The organism is Noviherbaspirillum suwonense (genome assembly GCF_900182955.1).
Classification (GTDB): domain Bacteria; phylum Pseudomonadota; class Gammaproteobacteria; order Burkholderiales; family Burkholderiaceae_D; genus Noviherbaspirillum_A; species Noviherbaspirillum_A suwonense.
In genome coordinates this window covers 70,718-97,247 of sequence record NZ_FXUL01000010.1, presented here as the reverse complement: position 1 = coordinate 97,247, position 26,530 = coordinate 70,718, and the positions used below count along the sequence as shown (strand labels likewise).

Here is a 26,530-nt window from a genome sequence, read left to right as displayed (position 1 = left end):
CACCGAAGCAGGCCAGTCCTACCTGGCCGTCTCCCCGGGAACGCGAATACCGCCGTCCCGTATCGATAACGTAAAGGCATTCCTGAGCTTGCTATTTTCCAGGCTTCTTTTCTTCAGTTCGTCTTCGCCCCGGTCGCCGAGATAGGCGAAAAGGGTAGCGCTTCGCTGTTGCTCGCCCGACCTATCGGCAGGCGACCCGAGAGTCCCGCCGGCATTTCCGCCATTAGCGCCCCCGTTAGTCCCGCCAGAGCCATTACCGCTTCCCCTACCCAGCCCGCCATTGGTTCCGCCGCCCGTGCCAACGCCGTTCCCGCCGCCCGCGCCGCCGCCGTTTCCACCGCCCGTGCCGCCGCCGTTTCCACCGCCCGTGCCGCCGCCATTTCCGCCACCTGTGCCGCCGCCGTTTCCGCCACCCGTGCCGCCGCCGCTTCCGTCACCCGTGCCATTGCCATTCCCTCCATCCGTCACCGGTATTTCAGGAATAGTATCGGCCTTCTTCTCCACTATTTTTCCAATGGCGTCGGACCTGCTTATTTCATAGTTCGACGTCACGTTTTTCCCCTGGCTGTTTTTGATTTCAACCGAGGAAATACTTAACGTTCGATCGCCAGCCACCTTTGCATCGAATGATTGCACCGCATCCAGGACGTCGCCGCTTACCAGGCCAGCATTGCGCTCATTCCTGTCGTTCGAAACGCCGGGAAGCGCCGGAGACACGATGGAATCATCGAAATACTTTGTGTCGGCGGTGGCTTGCAGGACGATTGGCCTTGCATGGATTGCAACGATCGTTTTTTGCCGTACGATCGGATTGCGTATCAAATAGCCCTGCTGATCCGACCAGAAGGTCGTGACCGTGCCGCTGCTGTACGTGCCGACATCCGAACCCTGGGCGCCGCGCGTTGCGTCATTGCGTGAATTCAGGTGTGCAGAGGATGCCGCTTCCGGGATGGAATACAGGAAAGCGGGCTGAAAATCGAAGGCAAGGCTGTCATAGATCTTGTCCACCTCGCGGGAAATCCCGTCGATGGTCAGCGGCTTCAGGAAGGACCTGAGCAGGGGCGCCGTGTATCCATCGTAGCGGAACCAGCGCGTATCGAAGTCCAGGCCGAGTTCCGCGGTCCGCAGGCCGTCGTTTGTCAGTGCATGGACCGAATTGCCGCCGTCGACACTCGAATGATCGCTGCCGAAAGCCAGGTTTTTGCCCGTGCCATCGGTCGTCCAGTACGTGTTTCTCACTGGCCCGCTGTTGATGCCGGCGATGCCGCCGATACCAAATAATTCATCGGCGAAGTTGGGCCTTCCCACCTTGCCCGCCGCGTAGACGCCGTCTATCGTTCCTTCGTTTGTCCCGGCAATTCCCCCGAGGATGGCGTCGCCGCCGACATCGACCAGGCTATAGGCATCCCTGATGGCTCCACTCCTGCCATTGCTTCCGACCAGGCCGCCGGCGGTGTTGGTGGACTGTTCGCTGTATCCGCGCTCCACGTCCACCGACACGCTTCCGGTTGCGTAGACATTCTTCAGCGTGCCGCCGTTGTAGCCGGCAAAGGCGCCGGCATGGCTGTTCGCCGTCACATGGACATTCCGCAGGCCCAGGTTCATGACGGTGCCCGTCATTTCGGAAAAGAGGCCGACGTAGTCGTTGCGGGGACGGTTGATCGTGAGATTGGAAATGACGTGGCTCATGCCGTCGAGCTGGCCATCGAACCGCTTCCGGTCAAGTCCTATCGGCCGGAATCCGGCGCCGCCGTTCCATGCGGCTGTTCCGGCGGCATCGATATCCCTGCCCAGCGCATAGTTGCCGGAGAGGTTGGACTGCATGTCCTGCAGCTGGCCTGCGTTGTTGACCAGCATCCACAGGCGGTATGGCGAGGTGATGAAGCCGTCATAGCGGGACGTGTCGCTGTAGCTTGGGACATTGGTGTAGATGTCTATCGGCGCGCCATCGTTTCCGCGGATCGTGGCGGCAGCGTCGAACTTCACCGCGCCTTCGCCGGAGCCGTCACTGTCCGCCCGGGCGGCGAATCCACCACTGCCTACGGTCACCGGCGCAGCGACCAGCACGTCGTGCGTCGCCTTCACCATCAGCTTGTGCTTTCCCCGCGCGTCGATTTCACCGGCGATAGACAGGCTGCCGCTCGTGCCCGTGCCGTTTCCATAGGCGCTTACCGTCACATTGCTCTTGTCCAGCGCTTTGGCTAATACTGTATTGGAAATGCTGTCCCTGTCCCCGCCAATGACAGGGTTGAGCGATGTCGCTGTCCACAAGCCTGTCGCTCCCGACACCGATTCGGTGGATATGCTGGCATTGCTGCCGACAGCGACGACAGCCGCAGACGTGTCTATGGTGCCCCCGACGCCTGCCTGAGCAGACGCGTCGAGCCTGCCGGTGACAGACACCCGTCCCGCCTGCATGTCGCCCGACAGCACGATGGCGCCTGCCTTGCCGTTCAGCGTCTTCGCCTCGATGATGCCGCTGTGATTGACCGCTGCGCTCGCGAGCTGGCTGGCGCCGCTGATGCCACTTGCCGCCAGCGTCACCTTGCCGCCGTCCGCCCTGATTCTGCCGGCATTTTCGACCAGGGCCGCGGCGGAGCCGGCGTCGATGCGATAGCCCAGCAGGGACTGGTCGCTGAGGTACAGCGTGGCCTTGCTCCCGGCGCCCATCAGCACATGGCCGGCAGGGGCATCGATCGTGCCGCTATTGCGGACGTTATTGGCCAGCAGGATGACATAGCCGCCGTCAACTGCGGTGACCGAACCGGCATTGCCAACCGGCGCCTTGTCGCTGTCGGACCTGGCGGCGAAGGTGAAATCGCTGTTGAGGAAACGCTGGTTTTCGATCGCCAGCGTGGATGCCAGCAGGCCGCCCGCATTGACGCGCGCGGTGGGGCCTATCAATACGCCGTTGGGGTTGACGATGAATACCTGGCCGGTCGCATTGAGCATGCCGTCCAGCGCGCTGGTTTCCATGCCGCTTACCCGGTTCAGTATCACCGACGACCTGGACGGCTGGTTGAAGGTGACCGACTCGTTGGATGCGACGCCGAACTTCTGCCATTCGATAATGGCCTTGTTCGTCGTCTGGTTGACCTGCATTGCCTGGTTGGCGGTGGTGATGCTGACCTTGCCGGACACCGTGGTGGGATTCTGCGGCAGCGCCTGGGCGGAAGTCGAATACAGGCAGGCGATGGCCAGCGACAATGGCGCGGGCAGGCAGCGGATTCTTTCGATTTTTTTGCCTGGAGCAGGCAGGGAGGAAGCGTGGGGAGGGCAGGTAATCATGGAGACGTCTCCTGGATGCGGCGCGTCGGACAGAACAGCGACCTTCGAATCTATGTGCCGATCCGGTCCCGCAGAACAATCATTAGCAATTCGGCTAATAATTAATGCAATCAACGCACCGTCCGCTGGTCGAATATGGTTACTTGCGCCTTCGTTTATACTCACCCGAACCGGAAATTCGACACACCGACGTGTCAATAACAAAAAGGATCCAGCATGAAAACAAAGGCCGCAATCGCGTGGAAAGCAGGCGCACCGTTGACCGTGGAAGAGGTGGACCTGCAAGGGCCGAAAGCGGGGGAGGTGCTGATCGAGGTCAAGGCCACCGGCATCTGCCATACCGATTACTACACCCTGTCGGGCGCCGATCCCGAGGGGATCTTTCCTTCCATCCTGGGACACGAGGGCGCAGGGGTCGTGGTCGATGTCGGCCCCGACGTCAAGTCGCTGCGCGCCGGCGACCATGTCATTCCGCTGTACACACCCGAATGCCGCCAGTGCAAGTTCTGCCTGTCGCAGAAAACCAACCTGTGCCAGGCCATACGCAACACGCAGGGACGCGGCCTGATGCCGGATGCGACATCGCGCTTTTCGATCGACGGCAAGCCGATCTTCCACTACATGGGCACATCGACCTTCGCCAACCATATCGTGGTCCCTGAAATCGCGGTCGCAAAGATCCGTCCGGACGCGCCGTTCGACAAGGTTTGCTATATCGGCTGCGGCGTGACGACCGGCGTCGGCGCGGTGCTTTTCACCGCAAAGGTCGAGGCAGGCGCCAATGTGGTGGTGTTCGGCCTGGGCGGCATCGGCCTGAACGTGATCCAGGCGGCGCGCATGGTCGGTGCGGACAAGATCATCGGCGTCGACCTCAATCCCGAGCGGGAAGCGATGGCGCGCAAGTTCGGCATGACGCACTTCGTCAACCCGAAGGACGTCCCCAATGTGGTCGACCATATCGTCCAGCTGACCGACGGCGGCGCCGACTATTCGTTCGAATGCATCGGCAACACCACCACGATGCGGCAGTCGCTCGAGTGCTGTCACAAGGGCTGGGGCCAGTCCATCATCATCGGCGTCGCGGCCGCGGGCGAGGAAATCAGCACGCGTCCGTTCCAGCTGGTGACGGGCCGGGTATGGAAAGGCTCGGCATTCGGCGGCGCCCGCGGACGCACGGACGTGCCGAAGATCGTCGACTGGTACATGGAAGGCAAGCTCAACATCGATGACCTGATCACGCATACCCTGCGCCTGGACCAGATCAACGAAGGATTCGACCTGATGAAACGCGGCGAGTCGATCCGCTCGGTCGTGCTCTATTAAGGGCGCTTTACCAAGGAGAAAGCGATGCAGATGGAATTGATCAGCGAACATGGCTGCTTTGGCGGTACGCAGGCGTATTACCGCCATGCATCTTCCGAGATCGGCTTGCCGATGCGGTTTTCCGTCTATCGCCCGCCCCAGCAGTCTGCCGGACCTGTACCCGTGCTGGTGTACCTGGCCGGCCTGACCTGTACCGAGGAAACCTTCATGATCAAGGCCGGGGCGCAGCGCTATGCGGCGCAGCACGGCATAATGCTGGTCGCGCCCGATACCAGTCCGCGCAACACCGGCATCGACGGCATCACTGCCGACTGGGACTTTGGCGAGGGCGCCGGTTTCTACCTCGACGCCAGCGCGCCGCCCTATGCCTCCCATTTCCGGATGGAGTCGTATATCGTCGGCGAGCTGCTGCCGCTGATCGCCTCGGAGTTCGCGACCGTACCGCGCAAGGTCGGCATCTTTGGCCACTCGATGGGCGGGCATGGCGCGCTGGTCCTGGCGCTGCGGCATCCGGACCTGTTCTGCTCGGTTTCCGCCTTTGCGCCGATTGCAGCGCCCACCCAGTGTCCCTGGGGCGAGAAAGCGTTTTCACGTTATTTGGGCGACGATCGCAACAGTTGGCTCGAACACGATGCCAGCGCGCTGATGAGCCGGCGGCAGACGCCGTTTCCTGCCGGCATATTGATCGACCAGGGATTGTCCGACCAATTCCTCGACGTCCAGCTGAAGCCGGCGCTGTTCGAGGCGGCCTGCCGGCAGGCCGCGCAGCCGCTGACCCTGCGCTTCCATGCCGGCTACGACCATGGCTATTATTTCATTTCGACCTTCATGGAAGATCACCTGAACTTCCACCGGCAGGCGCTGCATGGCTGAAGGACCGCCCGCGCGCCGGGAACAGGGCGCAGGCGGGCTGCCGGTGCGCAATGGCGTTGCCGCCAGTTTCGTCGCGATCCCTGCCGATTGCCGGCGCGGCCTGCTGGATTTCCTGCTGGAGCGGTTTCCGGCCGTCGACGGCGCGACATGGATCGCGCGGATCGCACGCGGCGAAGTGCTCGATGAGCGCAACAATGTAATGCGGGCCGATACACCTTGCCGTCCGAATACGAAGGTCTTCTACTACCGCGAACTCGACGCGGAAACCCCGATTCCGTTCGAGGAAACCATCCTGCACCAGGATGCGCACCTGCTGGTGGTCGACAAGCCGCATTTCCTGCCGGTGGTGCCGTCCGGCCGGTTTCTGCAGGAAACGCTGCTGGTCCGGCTGCGGCGCAAGACAGGCCTGATGGACCTGACGCCGATACACCGGCTGGACAGGGAAACCGCGGGCGTGATGCTGTTTTCCCATAACCCGGCCACGCGCGGCATCTACCAGTCGCTATTCCAGCAGCGTGCGATCGTCAAGGAATACGAGGCGCTGGCCGGCACGCTGCGCGGCGTGACGTTTCCGCTGACCTACCGCAGCCGCATGGTCGACGGCACACCCTTTTTCCGGATGCGCGAAGCACCCGGCGAAGCCAATTCCGAGACGGTCATTACGCCGTTGGAACAGCGCGGCGAGCACGTGCTTTATCGGCTGGAGCCGCTGACCGGCCGCAAGCACCAGTTACGCCTGCACATGGCGTCGCTGGGCATCCCCATCGTCAACGACGCGTTTTATCCCGACGCCCTTCCATGCAAGGGAGACGACCTGTCCGCGCCGCTGAAGCTGCTGGCACGCTCGCTGCGCTTCACGGACCCGCTGGACGGCGCCGCCCGCCATTTCACCAGCTTGCGACAGTTGTAGCCCGATGCAAGCCCATTCATGACCACGACTTCCGACCCGGCCGCGCCCCTTCCTCCCACGCCCATCCCCCGCGCTGCCATCGTCGTGCTGTCGATGGCCGCTTTCGGCAGCGGCATGTCGCTGCGGCTGACCGACCCGCAGCTGCCGAGGCTGGCGGCCGAGTTTGGCGTTTCCCTTGCCAGCGCGTCCTATGTCATTACCTGTTTTTCGGTCGCTTACGGCTTCTCCCAGCTGTTCTTCGGCCCGGTCGGCGACCGTTTCGGAAAATACCTGGTGATCGCCTGGGGCTGTGCATGCTGTGCGCTGACAGCCCTGCTGTGCGCGGTCGCCCCCAGCTTTTCGATGCTGCTGGCGGCCAGGCTGCTGGCAGGCGCGACCGCGGCATCGCTCATCCCGCTGTCCATGGCCTGGATAGGCGACGTGATCCCGTACGATGAACGGCAGCCGGTGCTGGCCAGGTTCCTGCTCGGCCAGATCCTCGGCGTGTCGGCCGGGGTGTTCGTCGGCGGCCTGGCTGCCGATTTCCTCAGCTGGCGCCTGCCGTTTTTCGCGGTGTCGCTGGGTTTCGTGCTGATCAGCATCACGCTGTTCAGGCTGAACCGGCAGCTGCCCGACTATGCGCGGCGCACCAGCCGGGTGGAAGGCGCGGTGCTGGCGCGCATGATCCGGGAATTTTCCCAGGTATTGTCCGGAAGATGGGCAAAGGTCGTGCTGGCGACCGTGTTCATCGAGGGAATGTGCCTGTACGGCGCCTTCGCATTCATCGCGACCCATGTCCACGTGGTCCACGGCATACCGCTATCGCAGGCGGGGCTCCTGGTCATGCTGTTCGGCTTTGGCGGCGTGCTGTTTGCGGTGGGCGCAGGCGCGCTGGTGCGCCGGCTGGGCGAGACCGGGCTGACCCGGTGGGGCGCCGTCATCGCATCGGGTGCGCTGCTCGTCACGGGCGTCGCGCCGCATTGGGCCTGGGCGATTCCCGGATGCTTCCTGACCGGCCTGGGGTTTTACATGCTGCACAACACCTTGCAGATCAATGCGACCCAGATGGCGCCGGAACGGCGCGGCGCCGCGGTGTCGGCGTTCGCCTCCTGCTTCTTTCTCGGTCAGTCGCTGGGAGTGGGTATCGCGGGCGTCATCGCCGACCGCCTGGGTACGATGCCCGTGCTGGTGGCCGGCGCCGTCGGCATGCTGTGCGTGGGATTGAATTTCAGCCGCCTGCAGGTGCAGAGGGCCAGGGCTGGTGCTGCAGCGGGAGCATGAAAAAAAACCCCTCGAAGTATTGCTTCGAGGGGTTAACCTTCCCAAGGGGAGGAGGAGACAACCTGAAAAACGCCTGACAGAGACGAAGCTTCCGCGATTGCTTCTCTTTCACCAATATTTGTTAATGAATTAAAAATTTACGCGCGGGATGCAAGCTGGCGAAGCTCGGCGGCGAGGTTGGGCTGGCTGCACTCGTAGTCGCGGGCAATCATGTTGAGCAGCTTCGCGCCGCGCACTTTTTGCGCTGTGCGGCGCTCTTCGAGCGACTTGCGCGGCGACAGCAGCAGCAGTCCTGCCTTCAGCAGGCCCTTCAACAGCGGTTGAAACAGCAGCAGCAGGGTGGCGAACAGGCTTACGCCGATCAGGGGCCGGGCTGCGCCCATGGCGACGCCGGCGAACGAGATGGCAGCCTCGAATGGAAATGCAATGGACAGGACAGACATGGTTGATGCTCTCTGATTGAATAAGGTGCTACAAAAATTGCTTACAGTCATGCTTATGTTGCAATGCAGTATAAGCAGCCCTAAGATATAAATCCAATCGCCTGTTTCCATACCAGCTATGTTTCTCGTGAATAATGTTTCCTATCTCCAGGGGGATACGCATGAGCTTTCTCAGCCTTGACCTGAACTTGTTGCGGGTATTCGACGCCGTCATGAGCGAACAGAACCTGACGCGTGCGGCGGGCCAGCTTGCGATGACGCAGCCGGCCGTGTCGAATGCGATACGCCGGCTGCGCGACGCGCTGCACGACGATCTGCTGGTGCGCACCGCCCACGGCGTGAAGCCGACGCCACGCGCCGAGAGCCTGTGGCCGGCGGTCAGGCGGGCGCTGGCCGAATTGCAGGATGCGGTTGCGCCGCATTCCTTCGACGTCTCCCAGGCCAGTGCCACGTTTCGCCTGGCCATGGCGGACGCGACCGCCGCGCTGTGGCTGCCGTCGCTGGTCCGTTCGATCGAAAACGATGCTCCCGGCCTGAACGTGCGGATGGTGCCGCTGACGACGCGGGAGCCGCGGCCGATGCTGCTGCACGGCGACATCGACCTGGCGATCGGCTTTTTCCCCGGCGTGGTCGCACAATTGTCGGGCGAACCCGACACGCCGATACGCCATGAACAGCTTTATTCCGGAAAATACGTCTGCGTGATGCGCAAGGACCATCCGTTGACAGGACAGCCGCTGACGCTGGATGCCTATTGCAGCGCGAACCACCTGCTGGTCAGCTTTTCCGGCCGGCCGCGCGGCCTGGTCGACGAGGCGCTGGCGCAGATCGGCCGTGAACGGCGCATCCTGCTGACCGTGAACCAGTTCTTTACCGCCGGCCGGGTCGTCGCCAATTCCGACCTGCTCACCGTGCTGCCGGAGCACCTGATCGCCTCGACCGGCATGAGCGACGAGCTGGTGGCCCAGGAAGTGCCGTTCGACATGCCCAATGTCCATGTGGACATGCTGTGGCATGAGCGCGACGCGCGCAGCAAGGCGCACCAGTGGATGCGGGACCATCTGATCACCAGGACGGCGGACGCTACGCTGATGCCGACGGCGCAGTAGCGGCCGCGGCGGCGGCCGCCTCGCGCAGCGCGGCGCGGTAGCTCCAGCAGGCGAGCGCCGCGACGCCGCCCAGCGCCAGCACGACGCCGCCGGTGCCCAGCCCGGCCAGCCCGAGCGGAAAGGCGAACGGCGCCAGCGCGCGCGCCACGAAGGCCGGCCGCGCAAGCCGCCCGAGCAGCAGGCCGTAATGGCGCCTGCCATACAGCTCGGCCGGCACGACGCCGCGCACGATGGTCATCAGCCCGTTGCTGATCCCGTACAGACCCGCAATGACAAAGGCCAGCGGCGACGCGCCGTGCAGCAGGAACAGGCCGGCGAGGGCCAGCACCATGGAAGCGAAAGCCACGGCGCCGACATGGACCGCGCGCAGCCGGCCGCCGGCGCCCAGTTCCAGCAGCCGTCCCAATACCTGCATCGGTCCGACCAGCGTGGCGATGAATACGGCGCTGCCGTTTTCCAGGCCGGACAGCCGGAACAGGCTGATCAGGTGGACCGACAGCACCGACAGCACGAAGCTCGCCAGCGCGAACGCCGTGGCCAGCCACAGCGTGTCCGGCAGTACCACGGCCGCCGGAGCGGCATCCTGCGCGGCAAGCGTTTTCCCGGTCCGGGCAGGCAGCAGCAGCGCGTGCAGCGGCAGGCAAAGCGCCAGTTGCAGGCCGGCATAGAGAAGCAAGGCATCGCGCCAGCCCACCGTGCCGAGCAGGAATTGCGACAGCGGCCAGGAAACGGTGCTGGCAAAGCCGCCGAACAGGGTAAGACCCGTCACCGACCGGCGATACGCATCGCCGGCAAGCTGGTTCAGCGCCATGAAGGCCGCGTCGTACAGGCAGGCCGCCATCGCCACGCCGGACAGCATGGCGCCCGCGTACAGGCCCACAGGGCCGCTGGCGCGTGCGGTGAGCAGCAGCGCACCCATCGCCAGCAGCGAGCCGGCGCACAGCACCGCGCGTGCGCCATGGGCGTCCATCAGCCTTCCCACCATCGGGGCAGCCATGCCGGAGATCAGCAGGCTCAGCGTGAATGCGCCGAACAGGACCGTCGACGACACGCCGAGGTCGCGCTGCATGCTCTCGCCAAGCACGGAAATCGGATAGTAAAGACTGCCCCAGGAAACGATCTGTGCGATGCCCAGGCCGGATACCAGCAACGGCAGCGGCGCTTTCATGGGCCGCTCCGGATGGGGATAAAGCTCTGCATAAGCTGTGGATGAACTGGGTACAACCCGCGCGCGATCCGTCCGGCAATTCTTGTACAGAATTGCCCATAAGCCCATACACGGCTTATGCAAGTCTTATCAAATCTCCAGGCCACTGATTTCATTGATTTTTTTAGTATTACCCACAGGTCGCGGCATGCGTTAACAACTACTACTATTTGGGTATACAACCTTAATTAAATAAACAACGGCTTTTCGTCGGCAGGGGTGTTAACAACCGTCTTCAACCAGAATCGAGCACAAGCGCCTGGTGGTATGAAAGGCATAAACAGCTGCGACTTCACGGATGAATGCCAGAAAATCGATCGCCGATGTCTCGTCGGCGCCATCGGAAATCGTGCGGATTACCGAAAAGGGGATGCCGAATTCGAAACAGACCTGGGCAACGGCCGCGCCTTCCATTTCCACGGCAAGCAAATCCGGAAAATCTTCCCTTAATTCCCGCAGCCGGGCGGTGCTGCCGATGAATTCATCGCCGCTCGCGATCAGTCCGCGATGCACGCGCGGCCGATGCAGGCCAAAAATCTGCTGCTGCGTTAATGAGATGGCCGATTTCAAGTCGTTTTCCAGGAACAAACTGGCGGCGCGATGCAATTTTTCGCTTAATCCGACATCGCTTGCAAATCTGGACTGTCCCGTCAGCGGGATTTCGAATCGCGGAAAAAGCGGCCGGGTATCCATGTCATGCTGGACCAGGCTTTCGGCAATGACGACATCACCGACCTTTACATCGGGGTCGGCCGATCCGGCGACGCCGGTAAAAACGACCGCCGACACATCGAAACGCTCGATCAGCGTTGCAACAGTTGTTGCCGATGCAACTTTTCCGAGCCGGGACAGGACGCAGACACAGTCGACTCCCCATAAGTTTCCATGAAGATAGTCGCGCATGCCGCGTGTCACCGTTTTCATGTCGCGCATCTGCGCGAGCAGTCCCGTCTGTTCCTCGCGAAGCGCACTGACAATGCCCAGCCTGATCGGTTTTTTTTGCATGTTTTTGTTCCTGAAATGGCTGTTCACTGCCGTCATGAAGGGATTCGGGTTTTATTTTAAAGGTCTGTATACATATATAGTAGTAGTGTTAACCGGCGGGAAAATCTGTGCGCAACCCTGTAAACCGTCGAACATTCAACGACTTAGCTATTGAATAAAGAGTGGATAAGCGCTGTATGTCCGCGTGACAGCTTCTGGACAAAAAAAGTGTTTTTCTGTAAACCCGGATTATGCACAGCCCGCCCAATAGATATCCTTAGGCTTATCCACAGCGCAAGCTCTTGAAATTCAAGGAATTTCAGCGGTCCCAGACAGATTTCAACAGCGCGAATACCGCTTCGATCAGGGGTTCGTGACGGCGTTTTGCCTGGCAAATAAAGCTCAATTCGGCGGCGATGCTGACCTGGTCGGCAATGACCAGGCCGTGCGCATGCGCTTCACGCAAGGCAATCGATTCCCTGGCGAGCGCCAGGCCGACCCCGGACTTGACCAAGTCGAGCATCGATGGCTCCTGGTCGACCAGCGCCACCTTGTGCGGCATGACTTTATGGCTGTTGAACACCTTGCTGAGCAGCCGGTTATGGGCCGATTCGGGAGGCGTCCAGATCCACGGCAGCTTTGCCAGCGCCGCCCAGTCGCGTCCGACGACCCGGTGCTTCCAGCCGTGGGGCGCAAGCACGTAATAATTAAAGGAAGTAAGGACCTGGTAATCGCATTCCTTGCCGGGCGTGCCGAGATAAAAGCCGGCATCCAGCGCGCCGCTGCGCACCTGCTGCAGCACCGAACCGGACATCCCGTGCTGCAGCCGGGTCGAAATCTGCGGATAACTTTCGACCAGGCGCTTGAGGAATGCGCCGAGCCGGATGAATTCGGGGTCGAGTATCGTGCCGATCGACAGGGTGCCGGACAGGGTGGAATGCAGCGCGTCGGCGCCCTGGCGGAATTCGGCGATGCTGGCCAGGACCCGCTCTGCGAAGGGCAGCAACTTTGCGCCGTCGTCGGTCAGCACCATGCCGGTCGATGTGCGCGTGAATAACTGCAGGCCCAGCGTGGATTGCAGGGACTTCAATTGCAGGCTGACCGCAGGCTGCGTCAGGTGGAGCCGCTCGGCGGCGCGGGTTAGATTTCCTTCGGCGGCAATCGCGGCGAAGGCACGCATCTGGGAAAAGTCCATGTTCGGTCTCTCGGTGAAAATCGAGCTTTATAAAAATTCCTTATATTGCTCGGATCATAACTCATTGGAAATGAGGTCGATCAGCGGATATCCTGTGGACACACCAACTATGACCCACCGAGACAGAGGACTTCCATGGACAAGCCAGAACGCATCGAGCATTTCATCAACGGCGCTGTTGCGGCCGGCACCGGCGACCGCAGTCAGGACGTGACCAATCCGGCCACCGGCGAAGTCAGCGCCCGGGTGGCGCTTGCCAGCGTCGCCGACGTGAATGCCGCGGTGGCCGCAGCGAGCGCCGCGGCGCCGGCCTGGGCCGACACTGCGCCGCTCAAGCGTGCGCGCATCATGTCGAAGTTCAAGGAACTGATCGAGCGCAATCATGACGACCTGGCCCGCGCCATTACCCGCGAGCATGGCAAGGTGTTCTCGGATGCGCGCGGCGAAGTCACCCGCGGCCTGGAGATCGTCGAATTCGCCTGCGGCATCCCGCAGCTGCTGAAGACCCAGTTCACCGACAATATCGGCGGCGGCATCGACAACTGGCAGTTGCGCCAGCCGCTGGGCGTGACAGCCGGCATCACGCCGTTCAATTTCCCGGTCATGGTGCCGCTGTGGATGGCGCCGATGGCGCTGGCGACCGGCAATACCTTCGTGCTCAAGCCGTCCGAGCGCGACCCGTCGCCATCGCTGATGATGGCCGAGATGCTGAAGCAGGCCGGCCTGCCTGACGGCGTGTTCAACGTGGTGCAGGGCGACAAGGTGGCGGTCGACGCATTGCTGCAGCACCCGGACGTGAAAGCGGTGTCCTTCGTCGGTTCGACCCCGATTGCCGAATACATCTATACCGAAGGCGCGCGCCGCAAGGGCGCCTGGCCGCTGCGGGTGCAGGCGCTGGGCGGCGCGAAGAATCACCTGGTGGTGATGCCGGATGCCGACCTCGACCAGGCGGTCGATGCGCTGATCGGCGCGGCCTACGGTTCGGCCGGCGAGCGCTGCATGGCCATCTCGGTGGCGGTGGCGGTCGGCCACGTGGCCGACAAGCTGATCGATGCGCTGATTCCCCGCGTGAAGTCGCTGAAGGTCATGAACGGCATGGAAGACGCGGCCGAAATGGGCCCGGTCGTCAGCGCCGCGCACAAGGCCAAGATCGAGGGCTATATCGAGGAGGGCGTGCGCGCCGGCGCCAAGCTGCTGGTCGACGGCCGCGGCCTGAAGGTGGAAGGCCATGAAAACGGCTTCTTCCTGGGCGGCACGCTGTTCGACAATGTCACGCCCGAGATGAAGGTCTACCAGGAGGAAATCTTCGGACCGGTGCTGTGCGTGGTGCGCGTGCCCGACCTGAAGTCGGCGGTGGAACTGATCAACGCGCATGAATACGGCAACGGCGTGTCGCTGTTCACGTCGGACGGCAATACGGCCCGCGAATTTTCGCGCCGCATCGAAGTCGGCATGGTCGGCGTCAACGTGCCCATCCCGGTGCCGATGGCCTGGCATTCGTTCGGCGGCTGGAAGCGCTCGCTGTTCGGCGACACCCATATCTACGGCGAGGAAGGCGTGCGCTTCTATACCCGCTACAAGTCCATCATGCAGCGCTGGCCGCAGTCGATCGACAAGGGCGCCGAATTCACGATGCCGGTGGCGAAATAAGCAATCAATAAGCAATCGACAAGCAGTCACTAAGCAATCAATAAGCAAGCAGGGGACAGCAGCGTGGAATCCGCCGGTAAATACGACTACATCATCATCGGCGGCGGCTCGGCCGGCTGCGTGCTGGCCAACCGCCTGACCCAGGACCCGGATGTCTCGGTGCTGCTGCTGGAAGCCGGCCGCAAGGACGACTACCTGTGGATACACATCCCGGTCGGCTACCTGTATTGCATCGACAACCCGCGCACCGACTGGCTGTACCGCACCGAGGCCGATGCCGGCCTCAACGGCCGCAGCCTGGTCTACCCGCGCGGCAAGGTGCTGGGCGGCTCATCGTCGATCAACGGCATGATCTACATGCGCGGGCAGTCGCACGACTACGACCAGTGGGCCGAGATGACCGGCGACCCCGGCTGGCGCTGGGATTCGGTTCTGCCGCTGTTCAAGAAGACCGAGGATTTCTACAACGGCGCCGATGCGTTCCACGGCAGCGGCGGCGAATGGCGGGTGGAAAAGCAGCGCCTCAAATGGGACATCCTGGAAGCCTTCCGGGATGCCGCCGAACAGGTGGGCATCCCCAAGACCGGCGACTTCAACCGCGGCGACAACAACGGCTGCGGCTACTTCGACGTCAACCAGCGCCGCGGCATACGCTGGAACACGTCCAAGGCCTTCCTGAAGCCGGCCAGCAAGCGCAGCAACCTGACCATCATGACCGGCTGCCATGTGCAGCGGCTGAAGCTGGCGACGACGGAGCGGGGCAAGGTCTGCACCGGGGTCGAATTCATCGGCGGCGGCCGCGCCTTCACCGCGGACGCGACCCGCGAGACGCTGTTGTGCGCCGGTGCGATCGGATCGCCGCAGATATTGCAGCTCTCCGGCATCGGCCCCGGCCACCTGCTGCAGAAGCATGGCATCCCGGTCGAGGTCGACGCGCCCGACGTCGGCGAGAACCTGCAGGATCACCTGCAGATCCGCATGGCGTTCAAGGTCACCGGCGCCAAGACCCTCAACACCATGGCCAGCAACTGGTTCGGCAAGATGCGCATCGGCATGGAATACGTGGTGAACCAGAGCGGCCCGATGTCAATGGCGCCGTCGCAGCTGGGCGCCTTCACCCGTTCCGACCCGGGGCAGGCCACGCCCAACCTGCAGTACCACGTGCAGCCGCTGTCACTGGAACGGTTCGGCGAGCCGCTGCACCCGTTCCCGGCGTTCACGGCCAGTGTCTGCAACCTGCGGCCGACCGCGCGCGGCCATGTGCGCATCGCGTCCGCCGATGCGATGGCGGCGCCAAAGATCACCGCCAATTACCTGAGCACGCCGGAAGACCGCCAGATCGCCGCCGATTCGCTGAAGCTGACGCGCCGCATCGTCGAGGCCCCGGCGATGAAAAAATATGCGCCGGCCGAGTTCAAGCCGGGCGCGCACCTGACGACGGACGAGGAACTGGCGCGGGCCGCAGGCGATATCAGCACGACGATTTTCCATCCGGTCGGCACCTGCAGGATGGGCCGCGACGACGATCCCACTGCGGTCCTCGACTCGCGGCTGCGCGTGCGCGGCGTGGCCGGACTGCGGGTGGTCGACGCGTCCGTCATGCCCGTCATCACGTCGGGAAATCCGAATTCGCCGACCATCATGATCGCGGAAAAAGCCGCCGCGATGATCCGCGCGGAACGGACGTAAGCATTTGATTTTGCTGCCCAAGCAGCTAAATGTTTATTTCTTGAAAGCTTAAATAACGTGCATGTATGATGCGCAGATTCGGGCACAATGCGCGACATGATGCAGTCAGCATGACGTACGGTAGTTATACCGTATTGCTAGAAAGATCATGCGCTGTGTACGATGCGGAAAAATTACCGATGCATTATTAAAAGCATACAGGAGACTAAATGGCCGACGTCATACTCGAGACACGGCACCTGACGAAAGAGTTCAAGGGCTTCACCGCCGTGAACGATGTAAACCTCCAGGTGCAGCGTGGCCATATCCATGCATTGATCGGCCCCAACGGCGCCGGCAAGACCACGTGTTTCAACTTGCTCACCAAGTTCCTGGTCCCGACCGCGGGCCAGATCCTCTTCAATAACCGCGACATTACCTCGGCGGCCCCGGCGCAGATCGCGCGCCAGGGCATCATCCGCTCGTTCCAGATTTCCGCCGTTTTCCCGCACCTGACGGTGATGGAGAACGTGCGCATCGGACTGCAGCGCTCGCTGGGCAATTCCTTCCATTTCTGGACCAGCGAACGCACGCTGTCCCGCCTCAACGACCGCGCGATGGCGCTGCTGGCCGAAGTCGACCTGACCGAGTTCGCCGACACCGTGACCGTCGACCTGCCGTACGGCCGCAAGCGGGCGCTGGAAATCGCGACCACGCTGGGCATGGAGCCGGAACTGATGCTGCTCGACGAACCGACGCAGGGCATGGGGCACGAGGACGTGCACCGGGTGACCGAGCTGATCAAGAAAGTGTCGGCCGGGCGCACCATCCTGATGGTGGAACACAATATGAACGTGGTGTCCGGCATCTGCGACCGCATTTCGGTACTGCAGCGCGGCGCCATGCTGGCCGAGGGCAGTTACCAGGAAGTGTCGTCCAATCCCCAGGTGATGGAAGCCTATATGGGCACCACGAGCGGCGCTCTCGAAGGCGCCCATTGATCAACGCGACGGCCGCCCAGCCCCGTCCGGTCCGGAAAGAACACATGGAAAAAGCGCTAGAAGTCGCCAACCTGCACGCCTGGTATGGCGAATCGCACATCCTGCATGACCTCAGTTTTTCAGTCGCCAAGGGCGAGGTCGTCACGCTGCTGGGCCGCAACGGCGCCGGCCGCACGACGACGCTGCGCGCCATCATGGGACTGACCGGCGCCCGCCGCGGCTCCATCAAGATCAACGGCGTCGAGGCGATCCAGATGCCGACCTACCGCATAGCGCATCTCGGCGTCGGCTACTGCCCCGAGGAGCGCGGCATCTTCGCATCGCTGTCGGCGGAAGAAAACCTGATGCTGCCGCCGTCGGTGTCGAAGACCGACCGCGGCATGTCGATCGAAGAAATCTACGACATGTTTCCCAATCTCGCCGAACGCCGCAACAGCCAGGGCACCCGGCTTTCCGGCGGCGAGCAGCAGATGCTGGCGGTGGCGCGCATCCTGCGCACCGGCGCGCGGCTGCTGCTGCTCGACGAGATTTCGGAAGGGCTGGCGCCTGTCATCGTGCAGGCGCTGGCGCGCATGATCACGACCCTGAAGGCCAAGGGTTACACCATCGTCATGGTGGAGCAGAACTTCCGTTTCGCAGCGCCGCTCGCGGACCGGTTTTACGTGGTGGAGCATGGTCAGATCGTCGAGACCTTCGCTGCATCCGAGTTGAACGCCAAGATGCCGGTACTGAACGAATTGCTCGGCGTCTGAACACCGCGCACGATAAAGGCATCATCCATACACCAAGGAGAAGACAAATGAAGTTGAAGGCAAAAGTAATAGCGATGGCAGTGGCATCGATTGCAGCCGCAGGTTTTGGCGCGAGCGCTTCGGCACAGATTTCCGGCGATGTGGTCAAGATCGGTTTCATCACCGACATTTCCGGCCTGTATTCGGACATCGACGGGCAGGGCGGTGCGGAAGCCATCAAGATGGCGATTGCCGATTTCGGCGGCACCCTCAACGGCAAGAAAATCGAACTCGTGACGGCCGACCACCAGAACAAGGCCGACATCGCGGCCAGCAAGGCGCGCGAATGGTTCGACCGCGAAGGCGTTGACGTGCTGATCGGCGGCACCAACTCGGGAACCGGCCTGGCAATGGCCAAGGTCGCGTCGGAAAAGAAGAAGCCGTTCATCTCGATCGGCGCCGGCACCGCGCGCCTGACCAACGAGGAATGCTCGCCGTACACCGTGCACTATGCATATGACACGGTGGCGCTGGCCAAGGGCACCGGCGGCGCGGTGGTGAAGCAGGGCGGCAAGAGCTGGTACTTCCTGACGGCCGACTACGCGTTCGGCCAGTCGCTGGAAAGCGACACCACTGCGGTGGTCAAGGCCTCGGGCGGCCAGGTGCTGGGTTCGGTCAAGCATCCGCTGTCGGCGTCGGACTTCTCGTCCTTCCTGCTGCAGGCGCAGGCGTCGAAGGCGCAGATCCTCGGCCTGGCCAACGCGGGCGGCGACACGATCAACGCGATCAAGGCGGCCAACGAATTCGGCGTGACCAAGACCATGAAGCTGGCCGGCCTGCTGATGTTCATCAACGACATCCACTCGCTGACGCCGGCGCTGACCCAGGGCATGTACCTGACCGACAGCTGGTACTGGGACCAGAACGACGCCACCCGCGCGTTCGCCAAGCGCTACTTCAGCAAGATGAAGAAGATGCCGTCCAGCCTGCAGGCAGCCGACTACTCGGCGACTCTGCACTACCTGAACGCGGTCAAGGCAGCCGGCACCGACGACACCGACAAGGCCTGGGAGAAGTTCAAGTCGACCAAGGTCAACGACATGTACGCCAAGAACGGCACGATACGCGGCGACGGTTCCATGATCCACGACATGTACCTGATGCAGGTGAAGTCGCCGGCCGAGTCCAAGACGCCATGGGATTACTTCAAGATCGCGGCAACGATCCCGGGTGACGAGGCCTTCACGACCAAGGCTGAATCGAAATGCGCTGCCTGGAAGTAAAAGGCGGTTAATGTGCGGCGCGCGGTCCAACCGCGCGCCGTTTTTTCTGTGCCTGTCCGGCGCGAGCCGGATGACTTGAGATAACGCGCAATGGAAATTTTCGGCATACCCCTGCAGGCGATGTTGAGCCAGTTACTGCTGGGCCTGGTCAACGGTTCGTTCTACGCGATGCTCTCGCTCGGACTCGCCGTGATCTTCGGCCTGCTCAACGTAATCAATTTCGCACACGGCGCGCTCTACATGATGGGCGCCTTCATCGCGTGGATGGGCCTGACCTATTTCGGCATCAATTACTGGGTGATGCTGGTCGTCGCGCCGCTCCTGGTCGGCGTCTTCGGCATCATCATCGAAAAGACCATGCTGCGCTGGCTGTACAAGCTGGACCACCTGTACGGCCTGCTGCTGACCTTCGGCATCACGCTGCTGGTCGAAGGCGTGTTCCGCTCGATATACGGCGTCTCCGGCCAGCCTTATTCGGTGCCGGAGGCCCTGGGCGGCGCGACCAACCTCGGCTTCATGGTGCTGCCGAATTACCGCGCCTGGGTCGTGGTGGCGTCGCTGATCGTCTGCTTCGTCACATGGTTCGTGATCGAGAAAACCAAGCTCGGCGCCTACCTGCGGGCCGGCACCGAAAACCCGAAGATGGTGGAAGCATTCGGCATCAACGTGCCGCTGATGGTCACGCTGACCTATGGCTTCGGCGTCGCGCTGGCGGCCTTTGCCGGCGTGCTGGCCGCGCCGGTGATCCAGGTGTCGCCGCTGATGGGTTCGAACCTGATCATCACCGTGTTCGCGGTGGTCGTGATCGGCGGCATGGGCTCGATCATGGGCTCCATCCTGACCGGCCTGGGACTCGGCATCATCGAGGGCCTGACGCGCGTGTTCTACCCTGAGCTGTCGGCGACCGTGGTGTTCATCATCATGGCCCTGGTGCTGCTGGTTCGTCCGGCCGGCCTGTTCGGCAAAGAAAAGTAATCGGAGACTGTGATGAACAAGAAAGTGCTGTACGCGATTGCATTGCTGCTGGCCCTGGGCGCGCCGTTCTACCTGTATCCGGTTTTCCTGATGAAGGTGCTGTGCTTTGCGCTGTTCGCCTGCGCCTTCAACCTGCTGATCGGCTTTACCGGCCTGCTGTCGTTCGGCCACGCGGCATTCTTCGGCGGCGCCGGCTACATTGCCGGCTACGCGCTGAAGACGCTGGGCCTCCCGACCGAGATCGGCCTGATCCTGGGCACCGCCTTCGCCGCGCTGGTGGGCCTGGTGATGGGCGGGCTGGCGATACGCCGGCAGGGCATCTACTTCACGATGATCACGCTGGCGCTGGCGCAGATGCTGTTCTTCGTGTTCCTGCAGTCGCCGTTCACCGGCGGCGAGGACGGCCTGCAAGGCGTGCCGCGCGGTCGCCTGCTGGGCATGCTGGACCTGGGCAACGACGTCACGATGTACTACGTGGTGCTGGCCATCGTCATTGCCGCTTTCGCGCTGATCGTGCGGACCATCCATTCGCCGTTCGGGCAGGTGCTGAAGGCGGTCAAGGAGAACGAGCCGCGCGCGATCTCGCTGGGCTATGACGTCGACCGCTACAAGCTGCTGGCCTTCGTGCTGTCGGCCGCGCTGTCGGGCCTGGCAGGCGCCACCAAGACGCTGGTGCTGGGTTTCGAGACGCTGACCGACGCCCACTGGACCATGTCTGGCCTAGTGGTGCTGATGACGCTGGTAGGGGGGCTGGGCACCATCGTCGGTCCCATCGTCGGCGCAATCGTCATCATCGCGCTGGAAAACAAGCTGGGCGACCTCGGCGCTTTCCTGGCGCGCGTGACCAGCGTCGAGTGGTTCAATACGCTGGGCGACTCGGTGACCATCGTCACCGGGCTGATCTTCATCGTCTGCGTGCTGGCGTTCCGGCGTGGCATCGTCGGTGAGATTGCCGCACGGTTCAAGCCGGCAGGGCGCCACTGACCTGGCGACGCTGCCTGTAAAAAGAAAGCCCCGGCTGATGCAGCCGGGGCTTTTTACTTTGTGGGACAGGCAGGACAGGCAGGGCAGGCTTGCCGTGTCCCGCGCCTTATCGTGCCGGCTGATGGCCGCCGAGGCGCTTTACACCCGACATGTCCGGATGCCTGTTCCCTTTACGCTGGCGGACAGGCGTTACAGCGCAGCCGCATAGATCGCCCGCGCATCCTCGCGCTGCAGCTCCCGCGGATTGTTCACCAGCAGGCGGGTCTGCAGCATCGCGTCGTCAGCCAGCCGGTCGAGGTCCGTCTCGGTGATGCCGACCTCGCGCAGGGTCGTCGCGATGCCGACGCGGCCGGCCAACTGCTCAAGCGCTGCGATCAGCGCATGGCTGCGGGCTTCGTCGCTGCCCGCGCTGCCGGGCACGACGATGTCCGCCAGTTCCGCGTAGCTTGCCGCCGCATGGCCGGCATTGAAGCGCATCACGTGCGGCAGCACCAGCGCATTCGACAGGCCGTGGGGCACGTGGAAGATGCCGCCGATAGGGTAGGCCAGCGCATGCACCGCAGCCACCGGCGCATTGGAAAACGCCTGGCCGGCCAGCATCGCGCCGAGCAGCATGGCCTGGCGCGCGTCGAGGTTGCCGCCGTCTTCGCAGGCGGTGACAAGGTTGCGGGACAGCAGCCGCAGCGCTTCCCGGGCCAGCATGTCGGACAGCGCATTCTTCTTGTGACGCGTGGTGTACGCCTCAATCGCATGGACCATCGCGTCGATGCCGGTGGCGGCAGTGACCTTGGGCGGCAGCCCGACGGTCAGCGCGGCATCCAGGATCGCAAGGTCGGCATACAGCTTGGGCGAGACCACGCCCATCTTCGTCGTCTCCCCGGTGGTGACGATGGAGATCGGCGTGACCTCCGAACCGGTGCCGGCAGTGGTGGGAATCTGCACCAGCGGCAGCCTGTCTCCCTTGACATTGCCTATGCCATACATGCTGGACAGCGGCTGGTCGCCCGCGGCAAGGATGGAGATCAGCTTGGCCACATCCATCGAACTGCCGCCGCCAAAGCCGATGACAATGTCTGTCTGGTGGCTGCGCGCATTGTCCGCGGCCTGTAAAACGATGTGTTCGGGCGGATCGGCCAGGACATCCGCATACACCTGGACCTGTATGCCGGCGTCGCGCAAGGTGGCTGCGGGGGCATTGATCAGGCCAGTGCCGAGGAAACCCCTGTCCGTCACGATCAGCGCATTTTTGACATTGGGAAATTGTTGCTTGATAAGCGTACCAAGCTTTTGCGCCGCGCCTGCCTCGCAAACGAGGTTGGGGACAGTGCTGAAAGTGAATGTGTTGTATGTACTCATGTTGTCTCCTTTGACGAAGATTGTAGCAAGATGACATGGCATGGGCGAACTGCTATGGTTACGGATCTTTAAACTGGGCAATGTTTCCTGGGTTGTCCATTTCTGTCTATTACCGTCCCTTACTGTCTCGCTTTCGAATAAAAAGAATGACTGATTACCTGATCCTTGGCGCAGCCGCCTTTCTTGCTGGAATGATCGATGCGGTGGTCGGGGGAGGGGGGCTGATACAGATCCCGGCGCTGTTTTCCACCTTGCCCAATGTGGCGCCCGCGACCTTGCTCGGCACCAGCAAGCTTGCCGGCATCTGGGGCACCGCGGCCGCGGCGGTGAACTTTTCCCGCCGGATCAGCGTGGCCTGGAGCACGGCGGCGCCGGCAGCAGTGGCGGCATTCATCCTGTCTTTCCTCGGCGCATACGCGGTCACCCATGTGCCGCCCGATTTCCTGCGCAAGCTGCTGCCATTCATCCTGATTGCAGTGGCCCTATACACGCTGAAGAAAAAGGACTTTGGACAGGTTCATGCGCCTGTCCACAGTGGGGGGAGGGAACAGTTCTTTGCTGTCCTGATCGGCGGCGGGATCGGGTTCTACGACGGCTTTTTCGGACCGGGCACCGGCAGCTTCCTGCTGTTCCTGTTCGTCCGTTTCTTCGGGTTTGACTTCCTGGCAGCGTCCGCGGTGTCCAAGGTTGTCAACGTCGCCTGTAACCTTGCTGCCTTGTTGTGGTTCGGTTACAGCGGCCATTTGCTCTGGCAAGTCGGCCTGCTGATGGCGGTGTTGAATGTAGCCGGCTCGCTGATAGGCAGCCGCCTGGCGATGCGGCACGGCAGCGGCTTCGTCAGGAAAATCTTCCTGGTCGTCGTTTCAGCACTGATCTTGCGGACGACATACGACGCATTTTTCCGCTAGCGGTTTGTTCCACGTGAAACAATACAAATGCAGTCCGATGTTTGTTTCACGTGAAACAGTCGCTTCCAGCTCCCGCAGCCGCTGCGGATGTCTGTAAAAACCCTCTATAATCTCGCCTCTGCTCAAGGTCTCCCCGAGGCGCTCCATGTTATTTCCTACCGAATTTGATGTCATCGTCGTTGGTGGCGGCCACGCCGGCACCGAGGCGGCGCTTGCTTCTGCCCGCATGGGCCAGAAAACCCTGCTGCTCACGCACAATATAGAAACGCTGGGCCAGATGTCCTGCAATCCGTCCATCGGCGGCATCGGCAAGGGCCACCTGGTCAAGGAAGTCGATGCGATGGGCGGCGCGATGGCTATCGCCACCGACGAAGCCGGCATCCAGTTCCGCATCCTTAATTCGTCCAAGGGCCCGGCCGTGCGCGCAACCCGCGCGCAGGCCGACCGCATCTTGTACAAGCAGGCAATCCGGTCCCGCCTGGAAAACCAGCCCAACCTGTGGCTGTTCCAGCAGGCGGTGGACGACCTGATGGTCGAGGGCGACCGGGTCGTTGGCGCCGTCACGCAGGTCGGTATCCAGTTCCGGGGCAGGGCGGTGGTGCTTACCGCCGGCACATTCCTGGATGGGAAGATCCACGTCGGCCTGAATAATTACGCGGCAGGCCGTGCCGGCGATCCGCCCGCGGTCTCGCTGTCGGCGCGGCTGAAGGAATTGAAGCTGCCGCAAGGACGGCTGAAAACCGGGACGCCGCCGCGCATCGATGGCCGCAGCATCGACTTCTCTCGGCTCGCCGAACAGCCTGGCGATCTCGATCCGGTGCCGGTCTTCTCGGTGCTGGGCAATACGGCGATGCACCCGCGGCAGGTGCCTTGCTGGGTCACGCATACCAATGCCCGCACGCATGATGTGATTCGCGGCGGCCTGGATCGCAGTCCGATGTACACCGGCGTCATCGAAGGCGTCGGGCCGCGCTACTGTCCTTCCATCGAGGACAAGATCCATCGCTTCGCCGACAAGGAATCACACCAGATCTTCCTCGAGCCCGAAGGATTGACGACCAACGAGTTTTACCCGAACGGCATTTCCACCAGCCTGCCATTCGACGTGCAGCTTGAACTGGTGCGCTCGATGGTCGGCCTGGAGAACGCGCATATCCTGCGTCCCGGCTATGCGATCGAGTATGACTACTTCGACCCGCGCGGCCTGCGGGCATCGCTCGAGACAAGGGCGATCCAGGGACTGTTCTTCGCCGGCCAGATCAACGGCACCACCGGCTACGAGGAAGCAGCCGCGCAAGGCATGCTGGCAGGCCTTAATGCCGCGCTGCAGACGCAGGGCAGGGAAGCATGGACGCCGCGCCGCGACGAAGCCTACCTGGGCGTGCTGGTCGACGACCTGATCACCCAGGGCGTCGCCGAGCCGTACCGGATGTTCACCAGCCGCGCCGAATTCCGCCTGAGCCTGCGGGAAGACAATGCCGACATGCGGCTGACCGAAATCGGCCGCAAGCTGGGCTGTGTCAGCGATCGCCAGTGGCAGATGTTCGAGGAAAAACGCGAAGCGGTTTCACGTGAAATCGAACGTCTCAAGTCGACCTGGGTCAGCCCCAGGCTGATCGCGGACGCGGAATCCGAGCGCGTGCTGGGCAAGGCCATCGAACGGGAATACAACCTGGCGGACCTGCTGAGACGCCCGAACGTCGACTATCAGAAGTTGATGACCATGCAGTCAATTGACGGCAAGAAATTTACCGCCGAGCAGACATTGCCGGACGCCGTGCGCGAGCAGATCGAAATCCAGTTGAAATACGCGGGCTACATCGACCGCCAGGCCAAGGAAGTGGAGCGGCACGAGCACTTCGAAAACCTGAAGCTGCCGCCCGAACTCGACTACATGCAGGTCAAGGCGCTGTCGATGGAAGTGCGGCAGAAGCTCAACAAGCACCAGCCGGAAACGCTGGGCCAGGCATCGCGCATCGCTGGCGTCACGCCCGCAGCCATTTCGCTGCTGCTGGTTCACCTGAAAAAGGGCGGCTTCCGCGAATTTGCATCGGTGCCGGCGTCGCCGGCCGCTGCCTGATGGCCAAGGCTTTCGATCGCCCGGCATTGTCGGACGCGCTCAGGAAAGGCGCGGCCGCCTTGCCGGTCACGCTCAGCGATACGCAGTTCGAACGCCTGCTCGACTATCTTGCGCTGCTGGCGAAATGGAATGCGGTCTACAACCTGACCGCCGTGCGCGACCCGGCGCAGATGGTTGTGCAGCACCTGCTCGATTCGCTGGCCGCGGTCCCGGCCTTCGTCTCCGCGACGCGGGTGCTCGATGTCGGCTCCGGCGGCGGCTTGCCCGGCATGGTGCTGGCAATCTGGGCGCAGGAAGCGCGTCCCGACATGCGCATCGCGATGATCGATACCGTCAGCAAGAAGACCGCCTTCCTGACCCAGGTGAAGGCAGAACTCGGCCTGTCCAATGTCACGGTCCATACCGGGAGGGTAGAGGCGCTGCAGGTCGGACAGCCTTTCGATGTGATCACTTCCCGCGCATTCGCCGACCTGTCCGACTTCGTGAACTGGTCCGGCCACCTGCTCGCCGAAGGCGGGCGCTTCATCGCGATGAAGGGCATTGCCGGCAGCGACGAGACCGGCCGCCTGCCGGCCGAATGGCGCGTGCTGGAAAAGACGCCGCTGGCCGTGCCCGGGCTGGATGCCGAACGGCACCTGGTCGTCATCGCCAGGGCAGGGGAGTAGCGCGGCCATGTTTGCGCCCCAGCCACTGCTCGGCATCAGCGATGTGTGGCAGCTCGTCGCTGCCGCCCTGGTGTTCCTGATGCTGCCGGGGCCGGGCACGTTCTGCGTGCTGACCTGCACCGCGCGCAATGGCCTGCGCGGCGGTTTCGCCGCGGTCGCCGGTCTGATGCTGGCCGACGGCATGCTGATGTTCCTGGCGGCCGCCGGCGTGGCTGCGCTGCTGCAGGCCAACCCGATGGCATTTCGCGCGCTGCAGTATGTCGGCGCCGCCTACCTCGCATGGCTGGGGCTGAAGCTGCTACTGGCGCGGGGCGAGCCATCGGGCGTGGTGCCTTTTTCCAGCGCCGCAGATTTCCGCCGCGGCTTCCTGGTCACGCTCATCAATCCCAAGGCCATCGTCTTCTACATGGCTTTTTTTCCGCTTTTCATCGATCCGGCGGCGCACCGCGGCAGCCTGACGTTCCTGACCATGGCGGCCATCATTTCAAGCTGCACGCTCTGCTACGGCAGCCTGCTGGTCCTCGTCGGCAATGCCGCGGCGGCACGGCTGAAACGGCACCGCCGGCTGGCCAGCCTCGGCAACAAGCTTGCGGGCGTGCTCCTGATCGGCTTCGGCATCAAATTAACCACCAACTGA

General features: G+C 62.7%; 22 protein-coding genes. 16 read left to right on the top strand and 6 right to left on the bottom strand.

Going from position 1 to position 26,530, the window contains the following annotated elements; genetic code table 11:
• Positions 1–18 precede the first annotated feature (18 nt).
• Positions 19–3,492, bottom strand: a complete 3,474-nt coding sequence (locus QOL82_RS14225; protein ID WP_283442944.1) for a two-partner secretion domain-containing protein — start codon at positions 3,490–3,492, stop codon at positions 19–21.
• A gap of 12 nt (positions 3,493–3,504) precedes the next feature.
• On the opposite strand from QOL82_RS14225, the gene QOL82_RS14220 reads away from it, so the two are divergent.
• Genes QOL82_RS14220 through QOL82_RS14205 form a run of 4 tightly spaced genes read left to right on the top strand, consistent with a single transcriptional unit; the run spans position 3,505 to position 7,654 of the window.
• Complete coding sequence (locus QOL82_RS14220; RefSeq protein ID WP_283442943.1) at positions 3,505–4,611, top strand: S-(hydroxymethyl)glutathione dehydrogenase/class III alcohol dehydrogenase; 1,107 nt, start codon at positions 3,505–3,507, stop codon at positions 4,609–4,611.
• 24 nt (positions 4,612–4,635) lie between these two features.
• Positions 4,636–5,484 carry an S-formylglutathione hydrolase gene (gene fghA / locus QOL82_RS14215; RefSeq protein WP_283442942.1) on the top strand — a complete coding sequence of 283 codons (849 nt, stop codon included), beginning with the start codon at positions 4,636–4,638 and terminating at the stop codon, positions 5,482–5,484.
• Complete coding sequence (locus tag QOL82_RS14210; protein ID WP_283442941.1) at positions 5,477–6,394, top strand: pseudouridine synthase; 918 nt, start codon at positions 5,477–5,479, stop codon at positions 6,392–6,394. The genes fghA and QOL82_RS14210 overlap by 8 nt, the downstream gene beginning before the upstream one ends.
• Positions 6,395–6,412: 18 nt before the next feature.
• The gene (locus QOL82_RS14205) at positions 6,413–7,654 is read left to right on the top strand and encodes an MFS transporter (RefSeq protein ID WP_283442940.1); all 1,242 of its coding nucleotides are present in this window, start codon (positions 6,413–6,415) and stop codon (positions 7,652–7,654) included.
• Positions 7,655–7,791: 137 nt separating this feature from the next.
• On the opposite strand, the gene QOL82_RS14200 is transcribed toward QOL82_RS14205, so the two are convergent.
• A complete protein-coding gene (locus QOL82_RS14200) occupies positions 7,792–8,097 on the bottom strand; it encodes a hypothetical protein (protein ID WP_283442939.1) in 306 nt (101 codons plus the stop codon).
• Between the two features lie 161 nt (positions 8,098–8,258).
• Between QOL82_RS14200 and QOL82_RS14195 the strand changes: the two genes are divergently transcribed.
• A complete protein-coding gene (locus tag QOL82_RS14195; protein WP_283442938.1) occupies positions 8,259–9,206 on the top strand; it encodes a LysR family transcriptional regulator in 948 nt (315 codons plus the stop codon).
• On the opposite strand, the gene QOL82_RS14190 is transcribed toward QOL82_RS14195, so the two are convergent.
• From QOL82_RS14190 to QOL82_RS14180, 3 genes are all read right to left on the bottom strand, one after another.
• On the bottom strand, positions 9,181–10,374 hold the full coding sequence (locus tag QOL82_RS14190) for an MFS transporter (RefSeq protein ID WP_283442937.1): 1,194 nt from the start codon (positions 10,372–10,374) through the stop codon (positions 9,181–9,183). The genes QOL82_RS14195 and QOL82_RS14190 overlap by 26 nt on opposite strands.
• Positions 10,375–10,635: 261 nt before the next feature.
• On the bottom strand, positions 10,636–11,418 hold the full coding sequence (locus QOL82_RS14185) for a 5'-methylthioadenosine/adenosylhomocysteine nucleosidase (RefSeq protein ID WP_283442936.1): 783 nt from the start codon (positions 11,416–11,418) through the stop codon (positions 10,636–10,638).
• Positions 11,419–11,716: 298 nt separating this feature from the next.
• The gene (locus QOL82_RS14180; RefSeq protein ID WP_283442935.1) at positions 11,717–12,592 is read right to left on the bottom strand and encodes a LysR family transcriptional regulator; all 876 of its coding nucleotides are present in this window, start codon (positions 12,590–12,592) and stop codon (positions 11,717–11,719) included.
• Between the two features lie 135 nt (positions 12,593–12,727).
• On the opposite strand from QOL82_RS14180, the gene QOL82_RS14175 reads away from it, so the two are divergent.
• The 7 genes from QOL82_RS14175 to QOL82_RS14145 all read left to right on the top strand — a co-directional run bounded on the left by QOL82_RS14175 (position 12,728) and on the right by QOL82_RS14145 (position 20,884).
• On the top strand, positions 12,728–14,242 hold the full coding sequence (locus QOL82_RS14175) for a CoA-acylating methylmalonate-semialdehyde dehydrogenase (protein ID WP_283442934.1): 1,515 nt from the start codon (positions 12,728–12,730) through the stop codon (positions 14,240–14,242).
• 63 nt (positions 14,243–14,305) lie between these two features.
• Positions 14,306–15,931: a GMC family oxidoreductase gene (locus tag QOL82_RS14170; protein ID WP_283442933.1), complete on the top strand. Its 1,626-nt coding sequence runs from the start codon at positions 14,306–14,308 to the stop codon at positions 15,929–15,931.
• Positions 15,932–16,140: 209 nt separating this feature from the next.
• Entirely contained in the window at positions 16,141–16,911 is a 771-nt protein-coding gene (locus tag QOL82_RS14165) for an ABC transporter ATP-binding protein (protein WP_283442932.1), read from the top strand.
• Positions 16,912–16,955: 44 nt separating this feature from the next.
• Positions 16,956–17,663 carry an ABC transporter ATP-binding protein gene (locus QOL82_RS14160; protein WP_283442931.1) on the top strand — a complete coding sequence of 236 codons (708 nt, stop codon included), beginning with the start codon at positions 16,956–16,958 and terminating at the stop codon, positions 17,661–17,663.
• 53 nt (positions 17,664–17,716) lie between these two features.
• Entirely contained in the window at positions 17,717–18,925 is a 1,209-nt protein-coding gene (locus tag QOL82_RS14155; protein ID WP_430438486.1) for an ABC transporter substrate-binding protein, read from the top strand.
• A gap of 90 nt (positions 18,926–19,015) precedes the next feature.
• Entirely contained in the window at positions 19,016–19,900 is an 885-nt protein-coding gene (locus QOL82_RS14150) for a branched-chain amino acid ABC transporter permease (protein ID WP_283442929.1), read from the top strand.
• A 12-nt stretch (positions 19,901–19,912) separates the two neighbouring features.
• A complete protein-coding gene (locus QOL82_RS14145; RefSeq protein ID WP_283442928.1) occupies positions 19,913–20,884 on the top strand; it encodes a branched-chain amino acid ABC transporter permease in 972 nt (323 codons plus the stop codon).
• A 189-nt stretch (positions 20,885–21,073) separates the two neighbouring features.
• On the opposite strand, the gene QOL82_RS14140 is transcribed toward QOL82_RS14145, so the two are convergent.
• Complete coding sequence (locus QOL82_RS14140; RefSeq protein ID WP_283442927.1) at positions 21,074–22,240, bottom strand: iron-containing alcohol dehydrogenase; 1,167 nt, start codon at positions 22,238–22,240, stop codon at positions 21,074–21,076.
• A 146-nt stretch (positions 22,241–22,386) separates the two neighbouring features.
• Between QOL82_RS14140 and QOL82_RS14135 the strand changes: the two genes are divergently transcribed.
• The 4 genes from QOL82_RS14135 (at position 22,387) to leuE (ending at position 26,530) form a co-directional block, all read left to right on the top strand.
• Positions 22,387–23,148 (top strand): TSUP family transporter, encoded by a 762-nt coding sequence (locus QOL82_RS14135; protein WP_283443030.1) that lies wholly within the window; start codon positions 22,387–22,389, stop codon positions 23,146–23,148.
• A 145-nt stretch (positions 23,149–23,293) separates the two neighbouring features.
• Positions 23,294–25,228 (top strand): tRNA uridine-5-carboxymethylaminomethyl(34) synthesis enzyme MnmG, encoded by a 1,935-nt coding sequence (gene mnmG, locus QOL82_RS14130; protein WP_283442926.1) that lies wholly within the window; start codon positions 23,294–23,296, stop codon positions 25,226–25,228.
• A complete protein-coding gene (rsmG, locus tag QOL82_RS14125; RefSeq protein ID WP_283442925.1) occupies positions 25,228–25,893 on the top strand; it encodes a 16S rRNA (guanine(527)-N(7))-methyltransferase RsmG in 666 nt (221 codons plus the stop codon). Before mnmG ends, rsmG begins: the two co-directional genes overlap by 1 nt.
• Positions 25,894–25,900: 7 nt before the next feature.
• The gene (gene leuE / locus QOL82_RS14120) at positions 25,901–26,530 is read left to right on the top strand and encodes a leucine efflux protein LeuE (protein WP_283442924.1); all 630 of its coding nucleotides are present in this window, start codon (positions 25,901–25,903) and stop codon (positions 26,528–26,530) included.

Bases quoted from the DNA above. Each gene is read 5' to 3' on its own strand.
- mnmG (WP_283442926.1), top strand. From the start codon at position 23,294: ATGTTATTTCCTACCGAATTTGATGTCATCGTCGTTGGTGGCGGCCAC.
- rsmG (WP_283442925.1), top strand. From the start codon at position 25,228: ATGGCCAAGGCTTTCGATCGCCCGGCATTGTCGGACGCGCTCAGGAAA.
- QOL82_RS14140 (WP_283442927.1), bottom strand. From the start codon at position 22,240: ATGAGTACATACAACACATTCACTTTCAGCACTGTCCCCAACCTCGTT.
- QOL82_RS14190 (WP_283442937.1), bottom strand. From the start codon at position 10,374: ATGAAAGCGCCGCTGCCGTTGCTGGTATCCGGCCTGGGCATCGCACAG.
- QOL82_RS14220 (WP_283442943.1), top strand. From the start codon at position 3,505: ATGAAAACAAAGGCCGCAATCGCGTGGAAAGCAGGCGCACCGTTGACC.
- QOL82_RS14185 (WP_283442936.1), bottom strand. From the start codon at position 11,418: ATGCAAAAAAAACCGATCAGGCTGGGCATTGTCAGTGCGCTTCGCGAG.
- QOL82_RS14160 (WP_283442931.1), top strand. From the start codon at position 16,956: ATGGAAAAAGCGCTAGAAGTCGCCAACCTGCACGCCTGGTATGGCGAA.
- QOL82_RS14210 (WP_283442941.1), top strand. From the start codon at position 5,477: ATGGCTGAAGGACCGCCCGCGCGCCGGGAACAGGGCGCAGGCGGGCTG.
- QOL82_RS14145 (WP_283442928.1), top strand. From the start codon at position 19,913: ATGAACAAGAAAGTGCTGTACGCGATTGCATTGCTGCTGGCCCTGGGC.
- QOL82_RS14195 (WP_283442938.1), top strand. From the start codon at position 8,259: ATGAGCTTTCTCAGCCTTGACCTGAACTTGTTGCGGGTATTCGACGCC.
- QOL82_RS14205 (WP_283442940.1), top strand. From the start codon at position 6,413: ATGACCACGACTTCCGACCCGGCCGCGCCCCTTCCTCCCACGCCCATC.
- QOL82_RS14135 (WP_283443030.1), top strand. From the start codon at position 22,387: ATGACTGATTACCTGATCCTTGGCGCAGCCGCCTTTCTTGCTGGAATG.
- QOL82_RS14200 (WP_283442939.1), bottom strand. From the start codon at position 8,097: ATGTCTGTCCTGTCCATTGCATTTCCATTCGAGGCTGCCATCTCGTTC.
- QOL82_RS14165 (WP_283442932.1), top strand. From the start codon at position 16,141: ATGGCCGACGTCATACTCGAGACACGGCACCTGACGAAAGAGTTCAAG.
- leuE (WP_283442924.1), top strand. From the start codon at position 25,901: ATGTTTGCGCCCCAGCCACTGCTCGGCATCAGCGATGTGTGGCAGCTC.
- fghA (WP_283442942.1), top strand. From the start codon at position 4,636: ATGCAGATGGAATTGATCAGCGAACATGGCTGCTTTGGCGGTACGCAG.
- QOL82_RS14150 (WP_283442929.1), top strand. From the start codon at position 19,016: ATGGAAATTTTCGGCATACCCCTGCAGGCGATGTTGAGCCAGTTACTG.
- QOL82_RS14180 (WP_283442935.1), bottom strand. From the start codon at position 12,592: ATGGACTTTTCCCAGATGCGTGCCTTCGCCGCGATTGCCGCCGAAGGA.
- QOL82_RS14175 (WP_283442934.1), top strand. From the start codon at position 12,728: ATGGACAAGCCAGAACGCATCGAGCATTTCATCAACGGCGCTGTTGCG.